Origin of the sequence: Clavibacter californiensis, from assembly GCF_021952865.1 — a bacterium.
Lineage (GTDB): Bacteria > Actinomycetota > Actinomycetes > Actinomycetales > Microbacteriaceae > Clavibacter > Clavibacter californiensis.
In genome coordinates, this window is record NZ_CP040792.1 from 305,065 (window position 1) to 326,656 (window position 21,592).

The following is a 21,592-nucleotide window of genomic DNA, read 5'->3' on the forward strand; positions in this document are numbered from 1 at the left end:
CGCGAGGGGCGCGCGCACGCGGAGGCCGGGCGGCTCGGGGGAGCGCCCGGCCTCCGCGCGTGCGGCGGGTCCGCCCGTCCGACCGGGACCGCGTGGATCCGCCTGGATCCGCCTGGATTCGCCCGGATCCGCCTGGATCCGCCCGTGCGTCCTACTGGGTGCGCCGCGCCACCTGGTAGCCGGCGTCGGCGTAGACGATCTCGTAGGTCGTGCCCGCCTGCGTCGCCTCGCCGTACTGGTCCGCGTTGAGCGCGCCCTGGCCGAGGCCGCCGCCGAGGCTGTCGATCACGACGTACTGCGGCGCGGGGTTGCCCGGGTTGCCGAGCCAGTAGACCTCGTGGTCGTCGACGAGGTACGACATGAGGCCGATGTCGCTGAGGACGCTCGCGCCCGCCGGCACCTGGTCGAGCGCGGCCTGCGCCTGCGCGGCCCGCGGGGCCGGCTGCCAGATGGCGGGCTCGGTGAGGTCCGCCATGGGCGAGCGGGTGAAGAGGGCGATCGCCGCGATCGCGAGCACCGGCACGGTCGCGCGCGACGCCATGGCGAGCCAGTGCTGCCGGCCCCGGCGAGCGCGCACGATGCCGTCGATCGCGGCGGCGAACACGATCGGCATGAGCACGGCGTCGTAGTGGTAGCCGGGCCCCCAGTACGCCTCGGTGGGCGAGAGGAAGCGCCAGGCGAGCGTCGGGACCACGAGGAGGATCAGCGGCGAGCGCAGCGCGATCAGCGCGCCCGCCAGGATCAGGAATGCCACCGTCTCGAGCTTCGGCGCGACGAAGAGCCCGGTGACGGTTCCGAGCGGATCCGCGAGCGCGCCGCCCGCGTCGAGCTTCGACGCGTAGTCCCAGCGGGCCTCGCGGTTGAAGGCCGGCAGGATCACGGTGGTCGCGAGCACGAACCACGCGACGCCCCAGCCGGCGAGCGCGACGCCGATGCGGCGGTCCATCGTGAGCGCGATGATCGCGCCGAGCACCGCGACCGTCAGCCCGAGGTCCTCCTTCACGAACACGAGCGGCACGGCCCACGCCGCGGCGGCCATGGCGCGGCGGGCGATGACGGCGTCGAGCGCGAAGGCCAGCAGCGGCAGGGCGAACGCGATCTCGTGGAACTGGAACGCGACGGCGCCCTGGATCCCCCAGCTCAGCCCGTACGCGGCGGCCACGACGATCGCACCCCACCGACCGACCACACGGCCGGCCATGCGGCCGATGCCGACCACCGAGATCCCGATGAGGACGGCCTGCACCACGAGCAGCGCGAACGCGTGGGGCCACACGGCGTAGACCGGGCCGAGCAGCACGAGGATCGGGTGGAAGTGGTCGCCCATGAGGTTGAAGCCGTCGCCCTTGATGGAGACGAGCGGCGCCTGGAGGCGCGAGTAGTCCTGCGCGAGCTGCGTGAAGATGCCGAGATCCCACGACTTGACGGTGAAGCGCCGCCACTCGAGCGCCGAGTAGAGCACGTAGACGGCGGTGACGAGCGCGGCGACGACGACAGCGCCGACCGTGCCGGGCACGCGGGATCCGGTGATCGGCGCGCGGACGCCGCCCGCGATGTCCGGCTCGCCGGATGCGTCGTCGGCGGCGTGGCGGCGGGGGGCCGTGTCGTTCGTGCGGGTCACGGCATCAGGGTCTCACGCGGAGCCAGGTCCGAGGGGGCGCGATCCCCGGGACCATCCGCTCAGGGCCGGCCGACCCGGACGCGCGTGGGGTGCGGTCGGCTCAGCGGCGCGCGCCGCCGGCACCGTCCTGGCGCTCGCGCTCGGCGGCCATCGCGGCGCGGCCTGCATCGCGGTTCTTCACGCGGATCTGCTCCTCGCGCACCTCGGCCTGCGTCGCGCGCTCCTGCACGAGCCACTGCGGCGGGGCCTGCAGCAGCTCCTTGATCTGGGCGGTGGTGAGGGCCTCGTCGACGCCGCCGCGGGCGAGGCCGGCGATGGAGACGCCGAGCTTGCCGGCGATGACCTGGCGCGGGTGCGGGCCGTCGCGCAGCAGCGTGGCGAGCCACTCGGGCGGGTTCTCGTGCATCTCGGCGAGCTCCGCGCGGGACGGGGTCGACTCCCGGAACTCCACGGGGGTCGCCGGGAGGTGCACGCCCAGCTTCTTCGCCGCGGTCGCGGCCTTCATCGTCTGGCTGGATCCGGGGCTCGTCATGCCCCCAGGGTACCGTCGGGGCCCCGGGCGCCCTGCACTAGCCTGGATCCGACCCGCCGCCGCTCACCGCGCCACCACCGTGCGGGCCATCGAGGGGACTCCCGTGGACGCCGACCCGACCGCCCTCCGGCACTTCGCCGCCGTCGCCGACGAGCTGCACTTCGCCCGCGCCGCGAAGGCCCTCAACGTCTCGCGCATCGCCGTGAGCCGCTCGATCCTCGACCTCGAGGCGCTCTGGGGCGTCGAGCTGTTCGTGCGCGACGACGGGCCCACGCGCCTCAGCCCCGCGGGCGAGGACCGGCTCGTCGAGGCGCGCGCCGCGATCGCCGCCGAGGACGCCCGCCTCGCGGAGGAGGCAGCAGCGCCGCCGCGCGGTCTCGTCGTCGCGATCGTGCCGGGCGTCACCGTCGCGAAGTGGACCCGCGCCTGGGACGAGCGCATCGCCGACGTGCCGTTGCGGGTCGTGCCGCTCGCGGAGCCGGACGCGGCGCCCGCCCTGGTCGCCGGATCCGCGGACGTCGCGTTCCTCCGCCTCCCTGTCGACGGGCGCGGGCTCACGATCGTGCCGCTCTACGGCGAGGTGCAGGTCGCGATCCTGCCCAAGGAGCACGCGCACGCCACGGCCGACGCGATCGCGATCGCCGACCTGGCGGACGACCTGCTCCTGCAGCCGGCCGACCAGGTGCCGGGCTGGTCAGGGCGCACCGCGGGCGCGGATCCCGTCCCGATGCCCGAGGACGTCGCCGCGGCCGTCGAGCTGGTCGCCGCCGGCGTCGGCTTCGTGGTCGTGCCGCACGCGCTCGGCCGGCTGCACGCGCGCAAGGACGTCGTCGCGGTGCCGGTGCACGACCTGCCGGAGACGCGGATCGCCGTCGCCTGGCGCGAGGGCGACGCCTCCCCCGACATCGAGGAGCTCGTGGGCATCGTCCGCGGGCGCACCGCCGCGAGCTCGCGGTCGCAGCGGGACGACGACGAGCGCGACCGCCGGAAGCCGACGGCGGCGCAGAAGACCGCGCGCAAGGCCGCGGGGAAGCCGGGCGCCGCGGGCGCGAGGAAGCCGACCCCGAAGGGCGGAGGCAAGCGCACTCCCCCGCCGCGCGGGCAGCGTCGCGGTCGCTAGGGATCCGAGCGGACGGATCCGCCGGGCTGGCTCAGGCCGAGCCGTGACCGGCCTGCTGGTCGGCGACCACGCGGCCCACGTGCTCGCCCCAGCGGCGGTACATGGAGGCGTAGCGGAACTCCCCGCCCTCGAAGTCGACGGGACCCGCGTCCGGCAGCTTCACCGACGTGACCTGCGGGAAGCGCGCGCACACCTCGGCCTTGCGCTGCGACAGGTACGTCGCGTGATCGCGGAAGAGGCCCCGCACGAACGTGCCGGCGTCCACGTACTGCGACACCTGCGGCACATCCGAGACGAGCACCGTCGAGTTGTCGGCGGTCTGCTCCACGAGGTGGTCGAGCAGGTCCTCGAGGCGGTGGACCCACGGCGTGATGCGCGCGAGCTCCAGCGCGTCGGCGACCCCGGGCATCACGAGCACGACGTCGTAGCGGTGCAGCTCGGTGATCTGCCGCACGGCCTCCTGCGTGGCCGTGATGTGCTGGTCGGCGAGCGGCACGGTGCGCCACTCGACGCCGCGGCCCGTGATCGCGGCGAGCGCCTTCGCCGACTGCGCCGCGACGCCCTCCGCGTGCGTGCGGAGCCCGACGCCGGATCCGCCGATGCCGCCGAGCGCGAGGATGCGATCCGGATCCGTCCCCGCCACCACGCCGACGGGCGCGTCCGTGGGCACGGCCGCGGTCAGCGGCGTGGGGATGCCGCCGCGCAGGCCGGCCGCCACGAAGGGGCGCACCGTCTGGTGCAGGAAGCGGATCAGCGGTGACATGGGCTCCTGGGGATCGCGGGGCGTCCGTCCATCATGCGCAGACCGTGCGCAGACGAGTCACACCCCCGTGTCGGACGCACAGCCTATCGTCGTCCACGAGCACGGCCGGGTGCTCGCGCCCCGTCCCGACACCTGGAGCACCGATGACCCGCGAGCCCGAGCCCCTCATCCACCACCCGCACGCCCGCTACCACCAGGGCGCCTGGCGCGTGCAGGTCGCGTCGCAGCCCGTCCTCGGCTACGTCGTGCCGACCGCGCGCACGGCCGGTGCAGGTCCCGTCTTCGAGATCTACGCCGACGCGGTCGACGACTCGGGCCGCCGGGTGTGGGTCTCCACCGCGGTCACGCTCGAGGACGCCGTCGCGTGGATGCGCGAGCACGACATGGAGCTGCTCTCCTTCGCGGGCGAGCACGCACGCCGCCGCCGCGAGCTCGCCACCGGCATGCTGCCGACGCACTACTGAGCGGGATCCGGCCCCCGGCTCACGGCGTGGGCGGCGCGGGGAGCCGCCCGGTCCGCCGCGCGATGCCGGAGACCACCGGCTGCGCGAGGGCGAGCACCAGGCAGAGGGCGCCGAGCGCATCCCACGTGCCGGACGCGTGCAGCCGCGCGACGAGCTGCGTCCCGAGCAGGGGCCCCACCATCGCGGCGACGCCCCAGCTGATCCCGTGGGCAGACAGGTAGCGGCCACGCGCGGCGGCCGGCGCGATGGCGGCGACGAGCGCGGTCGCGCGGCCGAGCAGGATGAGGTCGCCGAGGCTCCAGACCACGGTCGCCGCGACGAGCCCGGGGAGGTCCGCTGCCTGCCCCACGAGCGCGAAGCCGGCGCCGAGGAGCACGAAGCCGGCCGACATCGCCGCCGTGCTCCCGAGGCGGGACACGGGCCCGCGCGTCAGGAGGGGCTGCCCGATGACGATCGTGAGGGCGGACACGGCGAGCAGCACGCCGAGCATCGACGGGCCGATCCCCCGCTCGGTCAGCGTCAGCGGGAGGGCGACGTCGATCTGCAGGTAGAGCACCGCGAACCCGGTGCCGCTGGCGAGCATCGCGAGGAGCAGCGGGTCGCGCCACGGGCTGCGCGCGGCGGGCGCTGGCGCGGGCGCGTCCGCCGTCGGCTCCGCGGCCACGGCGGGCGGGCGCCGGCGGAGCCCGACGAGCACGAGGGCGGCGCAGGCCAGGCAGGTGGCCGCGTCCGCGACGAACAGCAGGCGCAGGTCGATGCCGCCCAGGATCGCCGCGAGGAGACCGGCGAGGACGCCCGCGACCGCGAGCGCCGCCCCGTGCAGTCCGTACGCGGCCACCCGCTCGCGCTCGTCCGTCACGAGGTCCGCGACGAGCGCCTGCGACGGCGGCTCGTACAGCTCGAACGCGAGGCCGAGCAGCACCGCCGCGACCGCGGCCGTCGCGATCCCCGGAGCCGCGGCCAGCATCAGCTGGAAGCAGGCGGTGAGCGTCAGGCCGATGACGATGGTGCTCCGGCGGCCGATGGCGTCGGCGAGGAGCCCGCCGAGGATCCGCGACGGGATCGTGGCGGCCCCGAACACCGCGACCACGAGGCCGGCGGTGGCGAGCGAGGCCCCGAGGTCGACGGTGAGCACGACCGTGAGGAACGGCAGCGTGAAGGCGCCCAGCCTGTTGACGGCCCGGGCGACGACGAGGATGCGGACCTCGGCGGGCAGGCGCCGCCAGGTCCCCCTGCGGTCGGCGCGCACATCGGCCGCCCTGCCCTCCGCTCCCGCGCCCATCCGCCCCTCAGCCGGCCGGATGCGTCAGGGGTTCGTGAGCCAGTACGCGATGAGGAGCATCGTCACCACGAAGCCGGACAGGAAGTTGAGGCCGAGGAAGCGGCGCCACCCGCGGTTCGCCCGCTCGGCGTCCTCGTCGCGGATCGACCAGAACGGCGCGGTGCTCAGGATGTACGGGATCACGAGCACGCTGGCGATGATCCCCGGCAGCCCGGTGAACAGCATCGCGACCCCGGCCGCGGCGTACGCGAGCACGGCGATCCGCACGGTGACGGCCCCGCCGAGCACGGTCGCGATGGAGGAGATGCCGCCCTCGCGGTCGGCCACGATGTCCTGCACCGCGCCGAACGCGTGCGACGCGACCCCCCACAGGAAGAAGGCGGCGAGGATCGCCCACAGCGCGGGCGTGAACGCGCCGCCCGCGAGCACGATCCCGTAGACCGCGGGGGACGTGAAGTGCGTGCTCGAGGTGAGGGAGTCGAGCACCGGCCGCTCCTTGAAGCGCAGGCCCTTTAGCGAGTACGCGACCACGGCGAAGACGCTCACGGCGAGCACGGCGACGCTCGCCGCGGATCCCACGGCCACGAGGTACACGAGGAATGGCACGTTCGTCACGAGCACCGCGATGAGCACGGGCCGGTGCATGGCGCGCGCGAGCACGGCGCCCTCCACGCCGCCCTTCCGCGGGTTCCGCATGTCGGACTCGTAGTCGAAGACGTCGTTGATGCCGTACATCGCGAGGTTGTACGGGATGAGGAAGTAGATGGTGCCGAGGATCGCCGTGAGGTCGAGCTCGCGCGTGACCGTGAGGTACGCGGCCGCGAACGGGAACGCCGTGTTCACCCAGGAGAGCGGGCGCGACGAGAGCGCGATGGTGCGCAGCATCTGCGCGGCGCCCGGCCGCGCGCGCGCGTCACTCATGCGCTTCGATGCCGGAGACGCTGCGGCGGCGACGCAGCAGGTACCAGACCGCGGGCAGCAGGACGAGGGCGGCGATCGCGTAGGCGAAGTCCTCGATCGGTGCGTAGCCGAGGATGAGGCCCACCAGCTTGTCGTCGTCGTAGCCGACGAGGCCGACCTTGATCATGATGTTGTCGAAGATCAGGGTCATCACGAGCAGGATCACGACGGGCATCCGCCGGTACCAGTAGTACTCGGGGTAGTCGAAGCGGCTGGATCCGTAGGGCACGGCGTTCGCCTCGCGGAGCAGCAGGCGGCGGAACAGGTACCCGACGATCGCGACGGGGATCAGGAACAGCAGGTCGAGCACGAGGTAGCTCATCGGTTCGCGCGCTCCCTCGCCCGGGCGACGTGGTGGTCGGCGAGGCGGCTGAAGCCGTTGACCAGGTTCATCGTGAGGTAGCAGAGCAGCGCGAGGAAGAAGACCTCCTCGAGCGGCAGCTCCGGGCCGACGAGGATCCCCGTCATGAACGGCGTCTCCCCGCGGAAGAAGATGCCCTGCGAGATGCCCGCGATGTCCCACAGCAGGAAGAACGCGACGCCGATGAGGAGGGTCCCCGCCGCGGCCGTGCGGTCGCGCCAGAAGAACAGGCGCCAGCGCCGGTCGATGAGCATCATGCAGCCGAGAGCGCCGAGCAGCAGCACCAGGTAGACGAGGCCCATCAGACGACCGGGCGGCCGACCGTGCGCACGAGCGGCACGGCGCCGGGGCCGGTCGACGTGTCGCCGCGCAGCCGCTTCACGAGGATCTCCGCGCTGATGAGGCACATGGGCAGGCCGATGCCGGGGATGGTGGATCCGCCGGCGTAATGCAGCCCGTCGACCTTCTTGCTCGTGTTGCCGGCGCGGAACATGGCCGACTGCGTGAGCGTGTGGGCGGGCCCGAGGATGGTGCCCTTCCACGAGTGCAGGTCGGCGGCGAAGTCGCCGGGACCCGAGGTGCGGCGGAGGACGATGCGCTCGGCGAGGTCGGGGATGCCGGCCCAGTCGCTGATCTGCTGGATGGCGCGGTCGGCGATCTCCTCGACGCGCGCGTCCCCGGCGCCGTCGATGCCGCCGCGGCCGATGGTCGGGTCGGCGGGGATGGGCACGAGGATGAAGACGTTCTCGTGGCCCTCGGGCGCGACCGAGCCGTCGGTGGCGCTGGGCTTGCAGACGTAGATGCTGGCGGGATCCGGCACCGAGGTCGTGCCGCCCTTCGGCGGGAAGATGCGGGAGAAGTTCTCGTCCCAGTCCTCCGTGAACAGCAGCGTGTGGTGGTGCAGCGCGGGCAGCTCGCCCCTCACGCCGAGGTAGACGAGCACGGCGCCGGGGCCGGCGGTGGCCTTGTCCCAGTACGCCTGCGGGTAGGTGCGGAACGCCTCGGGGATGAGCTCGGTCTCCGTGTGGTGCAGGTCGGCCGTGGAGACGACCACGTCGGCCTGGAGGGTCTCGGTGCCGGCGTCGGTCGTGATCTGCACGCCGCGCGCCCGCGCCTTGCCTGCCTTCGTGGGCTCGGTGAGGATGCGCGAGACGGGCGCGCCCGTGCGGATCTCGACGCCCTCGGCCCGCGCGACCCGCTCGATCGCGTCGATCACGGTGATGAGGCCGCCCTGCGGGTACAGCACGCCGTCCTCGAGGTCGAGGTGGCTCATCAGGTGGTACATGCTCGGCGCGAGCTTCGGCGACGAGCCGAGGAACACGGCCGGGTAGCCGAGGATCTGGCGGAGGCGTCGGTCCTCCACGTAGCGCGCCACGTACGTCTCGAGCGGCGTGAGCAGCAGCTTCCCGAGCGTGCCGGTGCGGGTGACGACGTCGCGCTTCAGGAGCGGCCGGTAGTCGGCGAAGGTCGTGTAGAGGAAGCGCTTCTTCGCGACCTCGTAGACGTCCTTCGCGGAGTCGAGGTAGCGGGCCATCGCCGGGCGGGATCCGGGCTCGACGCTCTCGAACAGGTCGAGGTTGGCCTCGCGGGAGTCGCGGATGTCGATGGGGTCGGGATCGCCCTCGAAGAGCACGCGGTAGCCGGGAAGGCGCACGAGGTCGAGCTGCTCGGCGGAGCTGGTGCCCAACAGACGGAAGAAGTGGTCGAACACCTCGGGCATGAGGTACCAGCTGGGGCCGAGGTCGAAGCGGAAGCCGTCCTTCTCCCAGGATCCGGCGCGACCGCCGACCTCGTCGCGGCCCTCCACGAGGGTCACGCGGTAGCCGTCGCGGGCGAGGAGCGACGCGGAGGCGAGGCCGGCGATCCCGCCGCCGATCACGATGGCGGTGGGTGCGGTCATGGCGCTCTCCTGCTGCTCGGGGTCGGACGGGGCGGGCTGGGTCGGGGCCGGCCGGGATGCGATGGCCGGCCGGGCCGCGTGCACGCGGGGTCCGCGGGAGCGGCGCACCAGGCGGCCGTCGACTCCCGACGGCTCGGCGCCCGACGCGGCGGCGAGCGCGATGCGGGCCTTGACCGGATCCGGCACCCGCACGCGCGTGCGCACGAGCTCGGACGCGGGGGTGTCGCGCAGGCGCACGGCGAGCTCCGCGAACAGGCCCTGCGCGAGCGCGACGGCGCGGCGGCTGGAGGCGGGGAGGTCGGGGATCACGGCGCCCGACATGCGGAGGTCGTTGTCGATGTCGTCGAGGATGCGCTCCTTGTCGGCCTCCGAGAAGGTCGCGACGTCGACGCCGGGGAAGTAGCTGCGGCCGAGCGCGCCGTGGTCGGCGGCGAGGTCGCGCAGGAAGTTGACCTTCTGGAACGCGGCGCCCAGGCGCTTGGCGCCCTCCTCGAAGCGGATCCGCTCCGGTCGCGTCGTGGCGTGGCCGACCAGGAAGGCGCGCAGGCACATGAGGCCGACGACCTCGGCGGAGCCGTAGACGTACTCCGTGAAGGACGCGGGCGTGTGCTCCATGCGGCGCAGGTCCATGCGCATGGACGCGAAGAACGGCGCGGTCAGCTCGGCGCCGAAGCCGGCGCGGCGGGCGGTGATCGCGAAGGCGTGCACGACGAGGTTGGTGCTGTAGCCGCGGAGCATGGCGTCCTCGGTCTCCTGCTCCAGCGCATCCAGCAGGGCCTCGACGTGCGCGGGATCCACGCCCGCCCCGGCCGCGGCGCCGTCGACGATCTCGTCGGCGACGCGCACCAGCGCGTACACGTTCTCGATGTGCTGGCGCACGTCGGCGCCGAGCAGGCGCGAGGCGAGCCCGAAGGAGGTGGAGTAGCGGCGGATCACGACGGATGCGGTCTCCTGCGCGACGCGGTCGTACTTCTCGAGGCCCGTGGGCGCCTCGGGGGCGGCGGGCCGGCGGCCGGGCAGGCGACGCGTCATCGGATGCGCCCGAGGACGGACTCCGCGACGGGCGCGAGCTCCCGGCGGAGCGCCTCCGGCACGACCGGGTCGTCGAGGCGCGCGACGGCGGCGACCGCGAGATCCCGCGCCACGCCCTCGGCGTACGCTCGGGCGCCCGAGCTCTCCAGCACGGAGCGCACGAGCGCGGCCTCGCCGCGGGAGAGGTCGTCCTTGCCGACGAGCGAGCTGATCTCGCCCCACTCCGACGAGCGGACGGCGTGCGCGATGAGCACGGTGCGCTTGCCCTCGCGCAGGTCGCCGAGGTTGGTCTTGCCGGTCTCCTGCTCGTCGCCGAAGACGCCGAGCACGTCGTCGACCACCTGGTAGGCGATGCCGATGTCCCGGCCGAAGTCGCCGAGCGCCGCGACCACCTCGGGTCGCGCGCCGGCCAGCACGGCGCCCGCCTGCAGCGGCGCCTCGAACGAGTAGACGGCGGTCTTGAGGCGCTCCATGCGGAGGATCTCCTCCACGCTCGGCACGTCCGCGGTGAGCGAGAACTCGACGTCGATGAGCTCGCCCGCGGCCGACGCGAACACGGCGTCGTCGAGGATCTCCATGAGGTGCGACCGCGTGAGGTCGCGCACGCCGCTCGCGTCGATCAGGCGGTAGGCGTTGACGAGCGCGAGATCCCCCGCGATGACGGCGGCCGACATGCCGCGGTGCTCGGCGAGCGGCTGCGGCAGGCCCTGCGTGGTGGCGATGTCGCGGTACGCGCCGGAGACGTTGGGTCCGCCGCGCCTCGTGAAGTCGCGGTCGATGACGTCGTCGTGGACGATGAGCGCGGTGTGCAGCATCTCGAACGCGGCGCCGACGTGGGCCGCGGCCTTCACGTCCTGGCCGCCGAGGCCGTCGTACGCGGCCATGACCATGCGGGGGCGGAAGCGCTTGCCGCCGGCCGTGTTTGACTCGAGCGTGCGCCACAGCTTCACGTACTCGTCGCCCATGACCTCCGCGCGGACGAGCGAGCGGGCGAAGAACGCATCCAGCACGCCGTTCACATGGGCCTGCCTCGATGTGGAGACGGCAGCGAGGTTGGTGGCGTCCACGGATGAAACCTAACATCGTGGGGGTAACGGAAAGCAGGGAGCGCATGCCACAGCACACCGAGCTCGTCGTCCTCCTGGATGACGACGGCGAGACCATCGGGACGGCGCCCAAGGCGACGGTCCACACCCGCGACACCGCGCTGCACCTCGCGTTCTCGTGCCACGTCTTCGACGCGGAGGGGCGGATCCTCGTCACGCGCCGGGCGATCGGCAAGCTCACCTGGCCGGGCGTCTGGACCAACTCGTTCTGCGGCCACCCCGCGCCCGACGAGGACATGCTCGAGGCCGTGCACCGTCGCGCCGAGCAGGAGCTGGGCCTGACGCTCGCGTCGGTCGAGCTCGTGCTGCCCGACTTCCGCTACCGCGCCACGGATGCCGCGGGCGTCGTCGAGAACGAGATCTGCCCCGTGTTCCGGGCGATCGCGGCCACGCCGGTGGATCCGCGACCCGAGGAGGTCGGCGAGTACCAGTGGGTGGATCCCGAGCAGCTCATCCCCGCCGTCGCCCACACGCCGTGGGCCTTCAGCCCGTGGCTCACGCTGCAGCTGCCGCTGCTGTACCCGGAGCACGCGGCGCACGCGGGTCTGGCGGACGCGGACGCCGCGGTGCCCGCCGCCTGACCCCCGGATCCACCGACACGAGGGGCCCGGCCGCGATGCGCGGCCGGGCCCCTCGACGCGGTGCGGCCGGGATCAGCCCCAGAAGGCGCGGATCTCGTCGGCGAGCCGCTCGCCCTGGCGGCGGCCCGCCTCGGCGGAGGCCTTCCGGGTCGAGAGCAGGAGCGAGTTCTCGCCGAAGGCGGCCGTGCTCTCGGCGTCGGCCTGGATCACGAGCACGTCGGCGCGGCCGCGGAGCTGCTGCACGACGGTCGCGAGCGTCGGGCCCATGCCGCTCTGCGGGGCCTCGGGGCCGCACGCGATGACGAGGATCCGCTCGTGGTCGGCGACGACGTCGGCGTTCGTGCCGGAGCGCATGCCGCCGTCCATGTAGGGGCGGCCGTCGATGGTGACGGGCGGGAAGACGCCGGGCACGGCGCAGCTCGCGGCGGACGCGCGCACGAGGTCGGCGCCCGAGGCCTTGTCGAAGACGGTGAAGCGGCCGGTGCCGGCGTCGACCGCGGTGATGCGGAGATCCTGCTCGGGCCAGTCGCGGATCGGCAGCAGCTGGCCGATGCGCTCGACGCTCGCGGCGTCGTCCACCTCGGGGTCGTACTCCTCGAGCGCGAACTCGCCGATCCTCTGGCGCGTGGGGATCTCCCCCTCCGTGCTCGCGACGCCCTCGCCGATGACCTCGACGGTGCGGGAGAGGTCGCGGCTGCCCATCGGCTCCGCCATGCCGGCCACGTCGACGAAGTGCTCGTCGTAGGCGGCCTGGATGGCGCCCGCGCGCAGGTTGATCGCGACGACGGATCCCGCGGACGTGCCGACGACCGTGTCGGCGGCGCCGACGTCCACGCCCGCCGCGATGAGGCCGGAGAGGAGCCCCGTCTCCCACGCGATGCCGGCGACGCCGCCGCCGCCGAGCACCAGTCCCCGCGTCGGCGTGCTCGTGTCCCGCTCGGTGCCGGTCATGGTCCTCCTCTTCCGCGCGCCCGGAGGCACGCGTGCGCGTCGTGGTGGTGGTGGTTGATGCGACTCCATCATCCCCGAACACGGTGGACGCCGGCCGAGCGCGGGGTGCACGCGCGGTGGACGCGGTGAGGCTCAGCGCGCGGCGGGCGGATCCGCGACGGATGCGGACGCGACGTGGCCGGCGGGACCCACTGCCGCCTCCCGGTAGGCCTCCCGCACCTCCCCGAGGAACCGCGTCACGGCGGCGCGCTCCTCGGCGGTCAGGGCGTCGGCCGCGCGCGCGACGCCGCCGATCATGGGCATGAGCTCGGCCATGGCCCGGCCGACGGAGGCCGGCCGTGGGACCACGACGACGCGGCGGCGGTCGTGCGGGTGCGGGCGCCGGTCGACGTGGCCGACCTCGACGAGCCGGTCCACCACGAGCGTGGCCGCCGCCGTGGTGATCCCGAGGCGGCCCGCGAGCTCGGTGGGCGACAGCGACCCCTCCTGGATGAGGTGCTCCATCGCCTTCATGTCGGTGGGGTTCACCTCGAGCACGCCGCCGAGCCGGCGCTCGAACCCGGCGGCGAGGCCCAGCACGTCGCGGAGGATCCGGCCGAGCTCGCCGGCCGCGCCCGCGTCCGCGGGGACGCCCGCGCCGGGGGCGGGCAGGGCCACGGCGGCCGCCGCCAGAGCGGCGGGCGCGTCCGCATCGGGGCGGGGACGGCGTCGGGGCATGCGGGCATCGTACGCCGCGGGTAGCTAAGCCGCTTGACCATCAGTAGGCTGACGATCACCGCACCCCTGGAGGACCCGTGAGATCCATCGCCCGCTTCGTCAGCGCCCGCCGCACCGCCTGGATGGCGCTCGTCATCGCGGCCGCCGCCGTCGCCGCCCTGTTCGCCTTCCTGCCGAAGGGCGAGGCCGACGCCTTCCCGCCCTCCGGCCTGCCGGACTCGAGCCAGGCGAAGCAGGTGAGCGAGCTGCTCGAGCGCTTCCCGAGCGCCGACACGACCGTGGGGATCCTCGTCTTCAGCCGGGACGGCGCCGCGCTCACGGACGCCGACACCGCCGCGATCGCGCAGCGCGCCGCCGCCCTGGCCGCCGACTCGATCGCCCCGCAGGCCGTCGTCCCGCAGCTCAGCGATGACGGGCGCGCGGCGCTCGTCGCGGTGCCGCTCGACGCGTCGGAGGCCGCCGACGACGTCGCCGGGACGGCCGAGACGCTCCGCACCACGGCGGCGGACGGACTGCCGGACGGGCTCGTCGCGCAGCTCACCGGCCCGGTCGGCTTCCAGGCCGACATCTCGAACGCGTTCGCGGGCGCCGACTTCCGGCTCCTGCTCGTGACGGTGCTGGTGGTCGCGGTGCTGCTCATCGTCACGTACCGCAGCCCCGTGCTCTGGATCGTCCCGCTCGTCGTGGTCGGCGCGGCCGACGGACTCGCCCGCGTGGTCGTCACGGCGCTCGCGGATCCGCTCGGCATCACGATCGACGCCTCCATCGGGGGGATCCTCTCGGTGCTGGTCTTCGGCGCCGGCACGAACTACGCGCTGCTGCTCGTCGCGCGCTACCGCGAGGAGCTGACGCGCCAGGAGGACCGCCACGCGGCGATGCTCACGGCGGTCACGAGCGCGGGACCCGCCATCGCGGCGAGCGGCGGCACGGTCGCGCTCAGCCTGATCACGCTGCTGCTCGCCGAGCTCTCCGGCAACCGCGCGCTCGGGTTCGCGTGCGCGATCGGCGTGCTCATCGCGATCGCCGCCGCCCTGCTCGTGCTGCCCGCGGCCCTCGTGGTCTGCGGGCGCGGCCTCTTCTGGCCGTTCATCCCGCGCGCCGGGACCGACGCCGACCACGGCGGGAAGCCGGGCGTGTGGCGGCGGCTCGGCCTCGGGGTCCGGCGTCGCCCGGCGGTCGTGGCCGTCGTCGCCCTCGCCGGCGTCGGCGTGCTCGCGCTCGGCCTCGTCGGCGCGCGGGTCGGCCTCTCGCAGACGGACCAGCTTCTCGGCGACCCCGAGTCGGTCGCGGCCCAGGAGGTCGTCGACGCCTCGTTCTCCGCCGGCCTCACGGCGCAGACCGTCGTGCTCGCACCGGACGCGGTGGCCGACGACGCGGTCGCCACGGCCGAGTCCGTCCCCGGCGTCGCGGGCGCCCGGGCGGGCGAGTCGGCGGAGGGCCGCACGCGCATCGACGTGCAGCTGGACGCCGAGCCCGAGAGCGCCGCGGCCTTCGCGGCCGTGCAGGACCTCCGCGACGCCTACGCGGACGCGCCGGGCGCCGAGTCCACGACGCTCGTCGGCGGCAGCGACGCGACCGCGGCCGACACGGCCGCCTCCTCTGAGCGGGACCAGGGGCTGATCATCCCGATCATCCTGGCCATCGTGTTCGTGATCCTCGGCCTGCTCCTGCGTTCGCTGGTGGCCCCGGTGATCCTGATCGCGAGCGTGCTGGCGACGTTCTTCGCGAGCCTCGGTGCCGCGAACGTGCTGTTCCAGCAGGTGCTCGGCTTCCCCGCGTTCGACGCGAACGTGGTGCTGTTCGCGTTCCTCTTCCTGGTGGCGCTGGGCGTCGACTACAACATCTTCCTCGTCACCCGGGCGCGCGAGGAGCGGCGCCTGCACGGCACGCGCGAGGGCATGGTGCGGGCGCTCGCGTCGACCGGCGGCGTGATCACCAGCGCGGGCATCCTCCTCGCCGCGGTCTTCGCGGTGCTCGGCGTGCTGCCCGTGGTGGCGCTCACGCAGATCGGCGTCATCGTCTGCATCGGCGTGCTCCTCGACACGCTCGTGGTGCGGACGCTGCTCGTGCCGGCGCTGGTCTTCCTGCTGGGCGACCGGTTCTGGTGGCCGTCGCACCGAGGCGCGCGGCACCGTGAGACGGTGGACGCATGAGACTCGCCGAGGCGCTGATGGAACGGTCCGACATGCAGAGGCGCATCGAGTCGCTGCGGAGCAGGATCCAGGCGAGCGCCCGGTACCAGGAGGGCGAGGATCCCGCCGAGGACGCCGCCGCGCTGCTCGCCGAGGCGGGCGAGACCGTCGACCGGCTCGCGGCGCTCGTCACGCGGATCAACCTCACGAACACGGCCGCCCGCCTCGACGACGGCACGCCCCTCACCGCCGCGCTCGCCCGGCGGGACGCGCTGCGGACGCGGCACGGGATCCTCACGGCCGCGGCCGACGCCGCCTCCGGACGCGGCGGCGTGAGCGCCGCCGGCTACGCGCCGCGGCAGATGCGGAGCGAGCTGCGGCAGATCTCGGCGCTGCCGATCCGCGAGGTGCGCGACCGGGCCGACGACACGGCGCGCGAGCTGCGAGAGCTGGATGCGCGGATCCAGCGCGCGAACTGGGAGGTGGAGCTGGTCGACGAGGTCGACGGGAGAGAGGCGTAGGGGCGAGTCGGTAGTCGTCCGGAGCGGGCACACCCCGGCGGATCAGCGGGCAACCTGATCCCCTGTGGCGCGGAGGGCAGCGCACCCGGCGAGAGCCGAGCACACGTCAGCCCCGCACATCGCACCGGGAACGGTGCACGGGAACAGCTCACCACCACGTGCCGGTCGGACGACGAGGGCGGGTTCGGGGATCTCCCCCCTACGCGAGCGGGCCCGGCGCGATGCGCGCCGGGCCCGTCGTCATGCGTGGCCGCGCAGCGGCGCGGCCGCGTGGCTGCGCGGCCTTTCAGCGGATCAGTCCGCGAGGTCCCGCAGGTCCTCCGCGGTGGCGGTGCAGGTGACCGTGGCGCCGTCCCCCTCGGCCCGCTGCTCGGTGACGATGTGGTCGCCCACGAGGATCCGGCAGGTGATGTCGCCGTCCGCCGAGACCGCCGGGTCGACGCTCGCGACCGCGCTCACGGAGAACGCCGCCATGTCGAAGTCGGTGGTGTCCGGGATGACGACCTCGCGGCTGAACGGGAGCGGCTGGTCGGACGCCTGCTCGGATCCCGCGGTGCCGCCGACGGAGGTGGTCCAGAGGACGCCCGCGGTGACCGTGCCGCCCGAGCCCTCCACCTGGTACGTGACGCGCGGCTCGTCGGCCGCCTCCGCCGACGACCGCGCCTCGGACTCCCGCACCGCGCCCGTGATGGCCGTGACGATGCCTGCCGTGTAGACGATGGCGAGCACGATCGAGAGGATCAGCGCGACGACGCTCGCGATGAGGCCCCCGAGCGCCATGCCCTTGGGCCGGTCCTTGAGGATCAGGCCGATGATCCCGAGCACGATGCCGACGGCCGCGAGGAAGCCCGACACGTAGTTGAGGATCGGGATCACGGAGCCGATGAGCGACAGCGCGCCCACGATGAGCGCGGCGAGGCCGACGCCGTTGAACGTCTTGCGCTCGCGGGGTGCGCTGGTGTCGGGTTCGGGCGCGTAGCTGAAGGTCATGCATCGACCCTGCCAGGGATGCGGGCGGATCCGACCGCCGCGGGGTCACGATCCCGCGACGGCCGGGTGGGCGTCAGGCGGCGAGCACTCCCGCGACCGGCGTGAGCGGCAGGTCGAGCGCCGCCGCCACGTGCGAGTTCGTCACGTGCCCGTCGTGCACGTTGAGGCCGAGGGCGAGGGCCGGATCCTCCGCGAGAGCCCGCTTCCAGCCCTTCTCCGCGAGCGCGATGACGTACGGCAGCGTCGCGTTCGTCAGCGCGCGCGTCGACGTCTCGGGCACCGCGCCCGGCATGTTGGCGACGCAGTAGTAGACGCTGCCGTGCACGTCGAAGGTGGGGTCGTCGTGCGTGGTGGGGCGGGATCCCTCGAAGCAGCCGCCCTGGTCGATGGCGATGTCGACGAGCACGGAGCCCTTCTTCATCGTCGCGACCATCTCGTCGGTCACGAGCTTGGGGGCCTGCGCGCCGGGGATGAGGACCGAGCCGATGACGAGGTCGGCGTCCTTCAGCTGCGCCGCGATCTCGTAGGCGGAGGACACGCGCGTCTGCACCTGCCCGCCGAAGCGGATCTCGAGCTCGCGGAGGCGCGGGATGGAGAGGTCGATGATCGTGACGTCGGCGCCCATGCCGACCGCGTTCGCGGCCGCGTGCTCGCCCGCGACGCCGCCGCCGATCACGACGACGCGCGCCTTCGGGGTGCCGGGCACGCCGCCGAGGAGGATCCCGCGCCCGCCCGCCGCGCGCATCAGGTGGTACGCGCCGACCTGGGTGGAGAGCCGGCCGGCGACCTCGCTCATCGGCTGGAGGAGCGGGAGCTGGCGGTTGGGGAGCTGCACGGTCTCGTAGGCGATGGCCGTCGTGCGGGAGGCGACGAGCGCATCCGTGCAGGGCCGGGACGCCGCGAGGTGCAGGTAGGTGAAGAGGGTCTGACCGGCGCGCATGCGCGGGTACTCCTCGGCGATGGGCTCCTTGACCTTGAGCAGCAGATCCGCGGCGCCCCACACCTCGTCGGCCGTGGCCACGAGGGTCGCGCCGGCGGCCGTGTAGTCGGCGTCGGTGATGCTGGATCCGAGCCCCGCGCCCGCCTGCACGAGCACCTCGTGGCCGCGGCGCACCAGCTCGTGCACGCCCGCGGGGGTGGCGGCGACCCGGTTCTCGTTGTTCTTGATCTCGGTGGGGATCCCGACCTTCATGCGTGCTCCGTCTCGTCTCCCCGCGAGGTGCGGCCGGCGGCAGCGATGCGGGAGGGCGAGACTCATGGTGGCCATCGTGCGTTTCAAGCGCGTGAACTCCGTAGGATCGTCGGCGCAGTCGCCCCATCCGGCGCGATCCTGCGGCACGGAGAGGTGGTCGGGCGATGCCGACGAAGGAACTGCGGGCACCCGAGCCCCTCGACGCGGTCGACCGCAAGCTCGTCGCCCTCCTCCGGGCCGACGCGCGCACCCCGAACAGCCGCCTCGCCGAGCAGGCGGGCATCGCGCCGTCGACGTGCGTGACCCGGGTGCGCGGCCTCGTCGAGCGCGGCGTGATCACCGGCTTCACCGCCACCATCGACGCCGACGCGGTGGGCGTGGGCCTGCAGGCGCTCATCAGCATCGCGATCCGCGCGGGCGCCCGCCACGAGATGGCCGCGTTCGCGTCCGAGATGCGCGAGCTCGCCGACGTGGTGCAGCTCTTCTTCCTCGGCGGATCCGAGGACTTCATCGTCCACATCGCCGTCCGCGACAGCGACCACCTCCGCGACTTCGTCCTCCAGCACCTCTCGGCGCACCCGGCCGTGGCGTCCACCCGCACGAGCGTGGTGTTCGACCACCACTACTCGGGGCCGGCGGTGGGGGATCCGGCGAGCTAGCTGTCCAGCGCGCTAGACGCTCTGGTGGAGCGCCGAGAGACTGAGCGCATGCCCCTCTTCGCCGTCTCACCCCATCCGGACAGCGCGTGGATCGCCTGGTCGTTCGCGCACTCCCCCGAGGCGGTGTGGGCGGCGCTCACGGAGCCCGAGGCGATCGCCCGGTGGCTCGGCGCCGTCGAGGAGTGCGACGTCCGTCCCGGGGGGACGCTCGTCGTCGACCACGGCGAGGGCGTCAGATCCCGCAGCGCCGTGGTCGAGGCCGACCCGCCGCATCGACTGACGATGACGTGGGACTTCCCCGACGAACCGGCGTCTCACGTCGCGATCACGCTGCGTGCGTCCGAGGACCGCACCGTGCTCGAGCTCGTGCACTCCGGGCTTGCGGAACTGGCGGAGTCCTACCGCATCGGCTGGATCACGCACCTCACCTACCTGGAGGCCGTAGCTGATGGAGTACCGCTGCCCGCGTCGCAGTTCTGGTCGCTGCACGCGACGCTGCAGCGGGGGCTGACCGGAGGCTCTGCCGGACCCGTCCGGCCGGAGATCGTGTGCGTCTGCGGATCCATGCGCTTCCGAGACGAGATGCGGGAGGCGACGCGCGACCTGGCCCTGGCAGGGGTGATCGTCGTAGCACCGGCCGAAGCGGACGGGTCGGTCGACGCCGATCACAAGGCCGTGCTCGATGCCCTCCACCTCAGGAAGATCGACCTGGCGGATCGGGTGCTGGTCGTGAACCCGGGGGGCTACGTCGGCGAGTCCACGCGTCGCGAGATCGCCTACGCCCGAGCCGCGGGCAAGCCGGTCGCGTTCACCGACCCGACCTGAGCCGGCTGGAGAGGCCTACTCCCCCGACTGCCCCGCGTCCGTCACCGTCACGTCGGTGTGCACGAAGTTGAGGTGCGAGCGGGAGGCCGTGGGGCCGCGCTGGCCCTGGTAGCGGGAGGCGTACTCGCCGGATCCGTAGGGCTTCTCGGCGGGCGACGACAGGCGGAAGAAGCAGAGCTGGCCGATCTTCATCCCGGGCCAGAGCTTGATGGGCAGCGTCGCGACGTTCGACAGCTCGAGCGTGACATGGCCGGAGAACCCCGGGTCGATGAAGCCGGCGGTGGAGTGCGTGAGGAGGCCGAGGCGGCCGAGCGAGCTCTTGCCCTCGAGGCGGGCGGCGACGTCGTCGGGCAGCGTGACCAGCTCGAACGTGGATCCGAGGACGAACTCGCCCGGGTGCAGGATGAACGGCTCGCCCGGCTTCGACTCGATGAGGCGCGTGAGCTCCGGCTGGTCTTCGGCGGGGTCGATGTAGGGGTACTTGTGGTTGTCGAACAGCCGGAAGAAGCGGTCGATGCGCACGTCGATGCTCGCCGGCTGCAGCATCCCGGGGTCGTACGGATCGAGGGCCACTCGTCCGGCGTCGAGCTCGGCGGTGATGTCACGGTCGGAGAGGAGCACGGCAGGAGCATACCGGCGCTGGGTGGCGCCCGGCCGGACTCTTGCTAGGCTGTGGTCTCGACCCGGCTCCTGGCCGGTCGCGCGAGTGTAGTTCAATGGTAGAACTTCAGCTTCCCAAGCTGATAGCGCGGGTTCGATTCCCGTCACTCGCTCCATTGTATTAATTAGAGTTTTTCTCTACCGCCAATTAGCCTTTATCGCTGGCTTCAAGCGAACGACATTGGCTGACATCGTATTTTTGTCAATTCCGGTTTCGTGACGAGAAGCGACGTACACCGAATGCCCCTATGATTAAAGTCATTCATCGGCCCACGTCGCGCTGAACGCGGGGCTGAAGCTGCCGCTCGCCACTAAATCCTGGACACGTCAGCCGGCATACCGTCGCTATCGTGATCTACGTAATAGGTCGCATCACAACTGAAACAAACATTGTCTCCCACATCCATGACATTGACGTCCCCACAACGTGGATCCGTGCATTGCACATTAAGGCTGCCACACGAATCGCATAACCCTGCCTGAAGTTCACCGTCACGCCACGGCCCGAGGAAGACTTCTCCAAAGCAGTGCTCGGCGCCACACAAAGAGTAACCAAGTGCCTCAGCAGCCAACTCGGCCCAGCCGTCCTCGATCACCACCTTGCCCCCCTGAGGCGCCTCTGCCGTGGACCCAAGGTCGCGCAAAACAATTCTAGGAAGCGAGTTAAGCTCCGCGCGCCTTCGAGCGGCGGGCGTCACACCGTTTAGGGCATAGAGGAGACCTACTCCCGCACCGAGATCCTGCAACTTGCCAACAAATTCGTCTACCTTGCCAACATCCACAGGCCGTGCGTAGGCCTTACACTCAACGACAACGCCGATTATCTCTCCCACAATGGGATTTTCCGCAATAACATCGATCTGACGCATCGCCCCGGATATTTTACCCATCCGCCTAGCGTCCCACTCAATGTGAGCACGATTGTCTAATTCTCGTAAGCGAGCCTCGACTTCTCGTTCGTACAGTTTCCAGCGAGATGAGGTTTTTAGGCCCAGGTCAACAGACGAGTCATCGTCAGTCGTAATATTCTCTGAGTTCATGCGCTTATCAGGCCGCCCTTCGTGAAATGTCAAGACGAAACCCTGCCATCATGTCAATGAACAGCCTCCCATATAACCATACACCTCTTAACATTTGCGCCAGTTCGACAACGTAACTACGCGTACGAGCAATGGGCAGCGCGCGGGTCCAGCCGAGTGCTTGGTGTGAGAACAGCAACTGGT

22 protein-coding genes and 1 tRNA gene are annotated in these 21,592 nt (G+C 72.5%); 8 read left to right on the top strand and 15 right to left on the bottom strand.

Features of this window, described 5'->3' with window-relative positions; translation table 11 throughout:
* Positions 1–151 precede the first annotated feature (151 nt).
* Together FGD68_RS01620 and FGD68_RS01625 are read right to left on the bottom strand one after the other, a co-directional pair.
* A complete protein-coding gene (locus FGD68_RS01620) occupies positions 152–1,621 on the bottom strand; it encodes a DUF2079 domain-containing protein (RefSeq protein ID WP_119373715.1) in 1,470 nt (489 codons plus the stop codon).
* Between the two features lie 100 nt (positions 1,622–1,721).
* Positions 1,722–2,153, bottom strand: a complete 432-nt coding sequence (locus FGD68_RS01625) for a DUF5997 family protein (protein WP_119373607.1) — start codon at positions 2,151–2,153, stop codon at positions 1,722–1,724.
* Between the two features lie 103 nt (positions 2,154–2,256).
* Between FGD68_RS01625 and FGD68_RS01630 the strand changes: the two genes are divergently transcribed.
* Positions 2,257–3,273 carry a LysR family transcriptional regulator gene (locus FGD68_RS01630; RefSeq protein ID WP_119373608.1) on the top strand — a complete coding sequence of 339 codons (1,017 nt, stop codon included), beginning with the start codon at positions 2,257–2,259 and terminating at the stop codon, positions 3,271–3,273.
* 31 nt (positions 3,274–3,304) lie between these two features.
* Here FGD68_RS01630 and FGD68_RS01635 read toward each other — a convergent pair whose 3' ends face one another.
* Positions 3,305–4,036, bottom strand: a complete 732-nt coding sequence (locus FGD68_RS01635) for an SGNH/GDSL hydrolase family protein (RefSeq protein WP_119373609.1) — start codon at positions 4,034–4,036, stop codon at positions 3,305–3,307.
* A 143-nt stretch (positions 4,037–4,179) separates the two neighbouring features.
* Here FGD68_RS01635 and FGD68_RS01640 point away from each other — a divergent pair, with 143 nt between their 5' ends.
* On the top strand, positions 4,180–4,500 hold the full coding sequence (locus FGD68_RS01640) for a hypothetical protein (protein WP_119373610.1): 321 nt from the start codon (positions 4,180–4,182) through the stop codon (positions 4,498–4,500).
* A 19-nt stretch (positions 4,501–4,519) separates the two neighbouring features.
* Here FGD68_RS01640 and FGD68_RS01645 read toward each other — a convergent pair whose 3' ends face one another.
* The 6 genes from FGD68_RS01645 to FGD68_RS01675 are packed head-to-tail and all read right to left on the bottom strand — an operon-like array spanning position 4,520 to position 11,102.
* On the bottom strand, positions 4,520–5,782 hold the full coding sequence (locus FGD68_RS01645) for an MFS transporter (protein ID WP_237609702.1): 1,263 nt from the start codon (positions 5,780–5,782) through the stop codon (positions 4,520–4,522).
* Between the two features lie 24 nt (positions 5,783–5,806).
* Positions 5,807–6,703 (bottom strand): prenyltransferase, encoded by an 897-nt coding sequence (locus FGD68_RS01650; protein WP_119373540.1) that lies wholly within the window; start codon positions 6,701–6,703, stop codon positions 5,807–5,809.
* Positions 6,696–7,064, bottom strand: coding sequence for a lycopene cyclase domain-containing protein (locus FGD68_RS01655; protein WP_104235197.1), 369 nt, complete (start codon positions 7,062–7,064; stop codon positions 6,696–6,698). Before FGD68_RS01655 ends, FGD68_RS01650 begins: the two co-directional genes overlap by 8 nt.
* Positions 7,061–7,405: a lycopene cyclase domain-containing protein gene (locus FGD68_RS01660; protein WP_043583763.1), complete on the bottom strand. Its 345-nt coding sequence runs from the start codon at positions 7,403–7,405 to the stop codon at positions 7,061–7,063. Before FGD68_RS01660 ends, FGD68_RS01655 begins: the two co-directional genes overlap by 4 nt.
* Positions 7,405–10,035, bottom strand: a complete 2,631-nt coding sequence (gene crtI / locus FGD68_RS15540) for a phytoene desaturase family protein (RefSeq protein WP_317207886.1) — start codon at positions 10,033–10,035, stop codon at positions 7,405–7,407. The genes FGD68_RS01660 and crtI overlap by 1 nt, the downstream gene beginning before the upstream one ends.
* The gene (locus FGD68_RS01675) at positions 10,032–11,102 is read right to left on the bottom strand and encodes a polyprenyl synthetase family protein (RefSeq protein ID WP_237609703.1); all 1,071 of its coding nucleotides are present in this window, start codon (positions 11,100–11,102) and stop codon (positions 10,032–10,034) included. The genes crtI and FGD68_RS01675 overlap by 4 nt, the downstream gene beginning before the upstream one ends.
* A 44-nt stretch (positions 11,103–11,146) precedes the next feature.
* Between FGD68_RS01675 and idi the strand changes: the two genes are divergently transcribed.
* Complete coding sequence (gene idi, locus FGD68_RS01680) at positions 11,147–11,722, top strand: isopentenyl-diphosphate Delta-isomerase (RefSeq protein WP_104235194.1); 576 nt, start codon at positions 11,147–11,149, stop codon at positions 11,720–11,722.
* A gap of 72 nt (positions 11,723–11,794) precedes the next feature.
* Here idi and FGD68_RS01685 read toward each other — a convergent pair whose 3' ends face one another.
* Positions 11,795–12,673 (bottom strand): patatin-like phospholipase family protein, encoded by an 879-nt coding sequence (locus FGD68_RS01685; RefSeq protein WP_119373518.1) that lies wholly within the window; start codon positions 12,671–12,673, stop codon positions 11,795–11,797.
* 132 nt (positions 12,674–12,805) lie between these two features.
* A complete protein-coding gene (locus tag FGD68_RS01690; RefSeq protein ID WP_237609704.1) occupies positions 12,806–13,390 on the bottom strand; it encodes a MarR family transcriptional regulator in 585 nt (194 codons plus the stop codon).
* Between the two features lie 77 nt (positions 13,391–13,467).
* On the opposite strand from FGD68_RS01690, the gene FGD68_RS01695 reads away from it, so the two are divergent.
* Complete coding sequence (locus FGD68_RS01695; RefSeq protein ID WP_051629206.1) at positions 13,468–15,543, top strand: MMPL family transporter; 2,076 nt, start codon at positions 13,468–13,470, stop codon at positions 15,541–15,543.
* Entirely contained in the window at positions 15,540–16,043 is a 504-nt protein-coding gene (locus FGD68_RS01700) for a DIP1984 family protein (protein ID WP_237609705.1), read from the top strand. The genes FGD68_RS01695 and FGD68_RS01700 overlap by 4 nt, the downstream gene beginning before the upstream one ends.
* 294 nt (positions 16,044–16,337) lie before the next feature.
* On the opposite strand, the gene FGD68_RS01705 is transcribed toward FGD68_RS01700, so the two are convergent.
* Positions 16,338–17,033, bottom strand: coding sequence for a hypothetical protein (locus FGD68_RS01705; protein ID WP_119372707.1), 696 nt, complete (start codon positions 17,031–17,033; stop codon positions 16,338–16,340).
* Between the two features lie 73 nt (positions 17,034–17,106).
* Positions 17,107–18,225, bottom strand: coding sequence for an alanine dehydrogenase (gene ald / locus FGD68_RS01710; RefSeq protein ID WP_119372706.1), 1,119 nt, complete (start codon positions 18,223–18,225; stop codon positions 17,107–17,109).
* 164 nt (positions 18,226–18,389) lie between these two features.
* Between ald and FGD68_RS01715 the strand changes: the two genes are divergently transcribed.
* Both FGD68_RS01715 and FGD68_RS15610 read left to right on the top strand, forming a co-directional pair.
* Positions 18,390–18,884 (top strand): Lrp/AsnC family transcriptional regulator, encoded by a 495-nt coding sequence (locus FGD68_RS01715; protein WP_119372705.1) that lies wholly within the window; start codon positions 18,390–18,392, stop codon positions 18,882–18,884.
* A 48-nt stretch (positions 18,885–18,932) separates the two neighbouring features.
* A complete protein-coding gene (locus tag FGD68_RS15610; protein ID WP_119372704.1) occupies positions 18,933–19,709 on the top strand; it encodes an SRPBCC domain-containing protein in 777 nt (258 codons plus the stop codon).
* 15 nt (positions 19,710–19,724) lie between these two features.
* On the opposite strand, the gene dcd is transcribed toward FGD68_RS15610, so the two are convergent.
* Positions 19,725–20,330 (bottom strand): dCTP deaminase, encoded by a 606-nt coding sequence (gene dcd / locus FGD68_RS01730; protein WP_043583745.1) that lies wholly within the window; start codon positions 20,328–20,330, stop codon positions 19,725–19,727.
* Positions 20,331–20,411: 81 nt separating this feature from the next.
* Between dcd and FGD68_RS01735 the strand changes: the two genes are divergently transcribed.
* Positions 20,412–20,485 (top strand) — tRNA-Gly (locus FGD68_RS01735).
* Between the two features lie 195 nt (positions 20,486–20,680).
* Here the strand turns inward: FGD68_RS01735 and FGD68_RS01740 are convergent.
* Entirely contained in the window at positions 20,681–21,409 is a 729-nt protein-coding gene (locus FGD68_RS01740; protein WP_119372702.1) for a restriction endonuclease, read from the bottom strand.
* Positions 21,410–21,592: the final 183 nt, after the last annotated feature.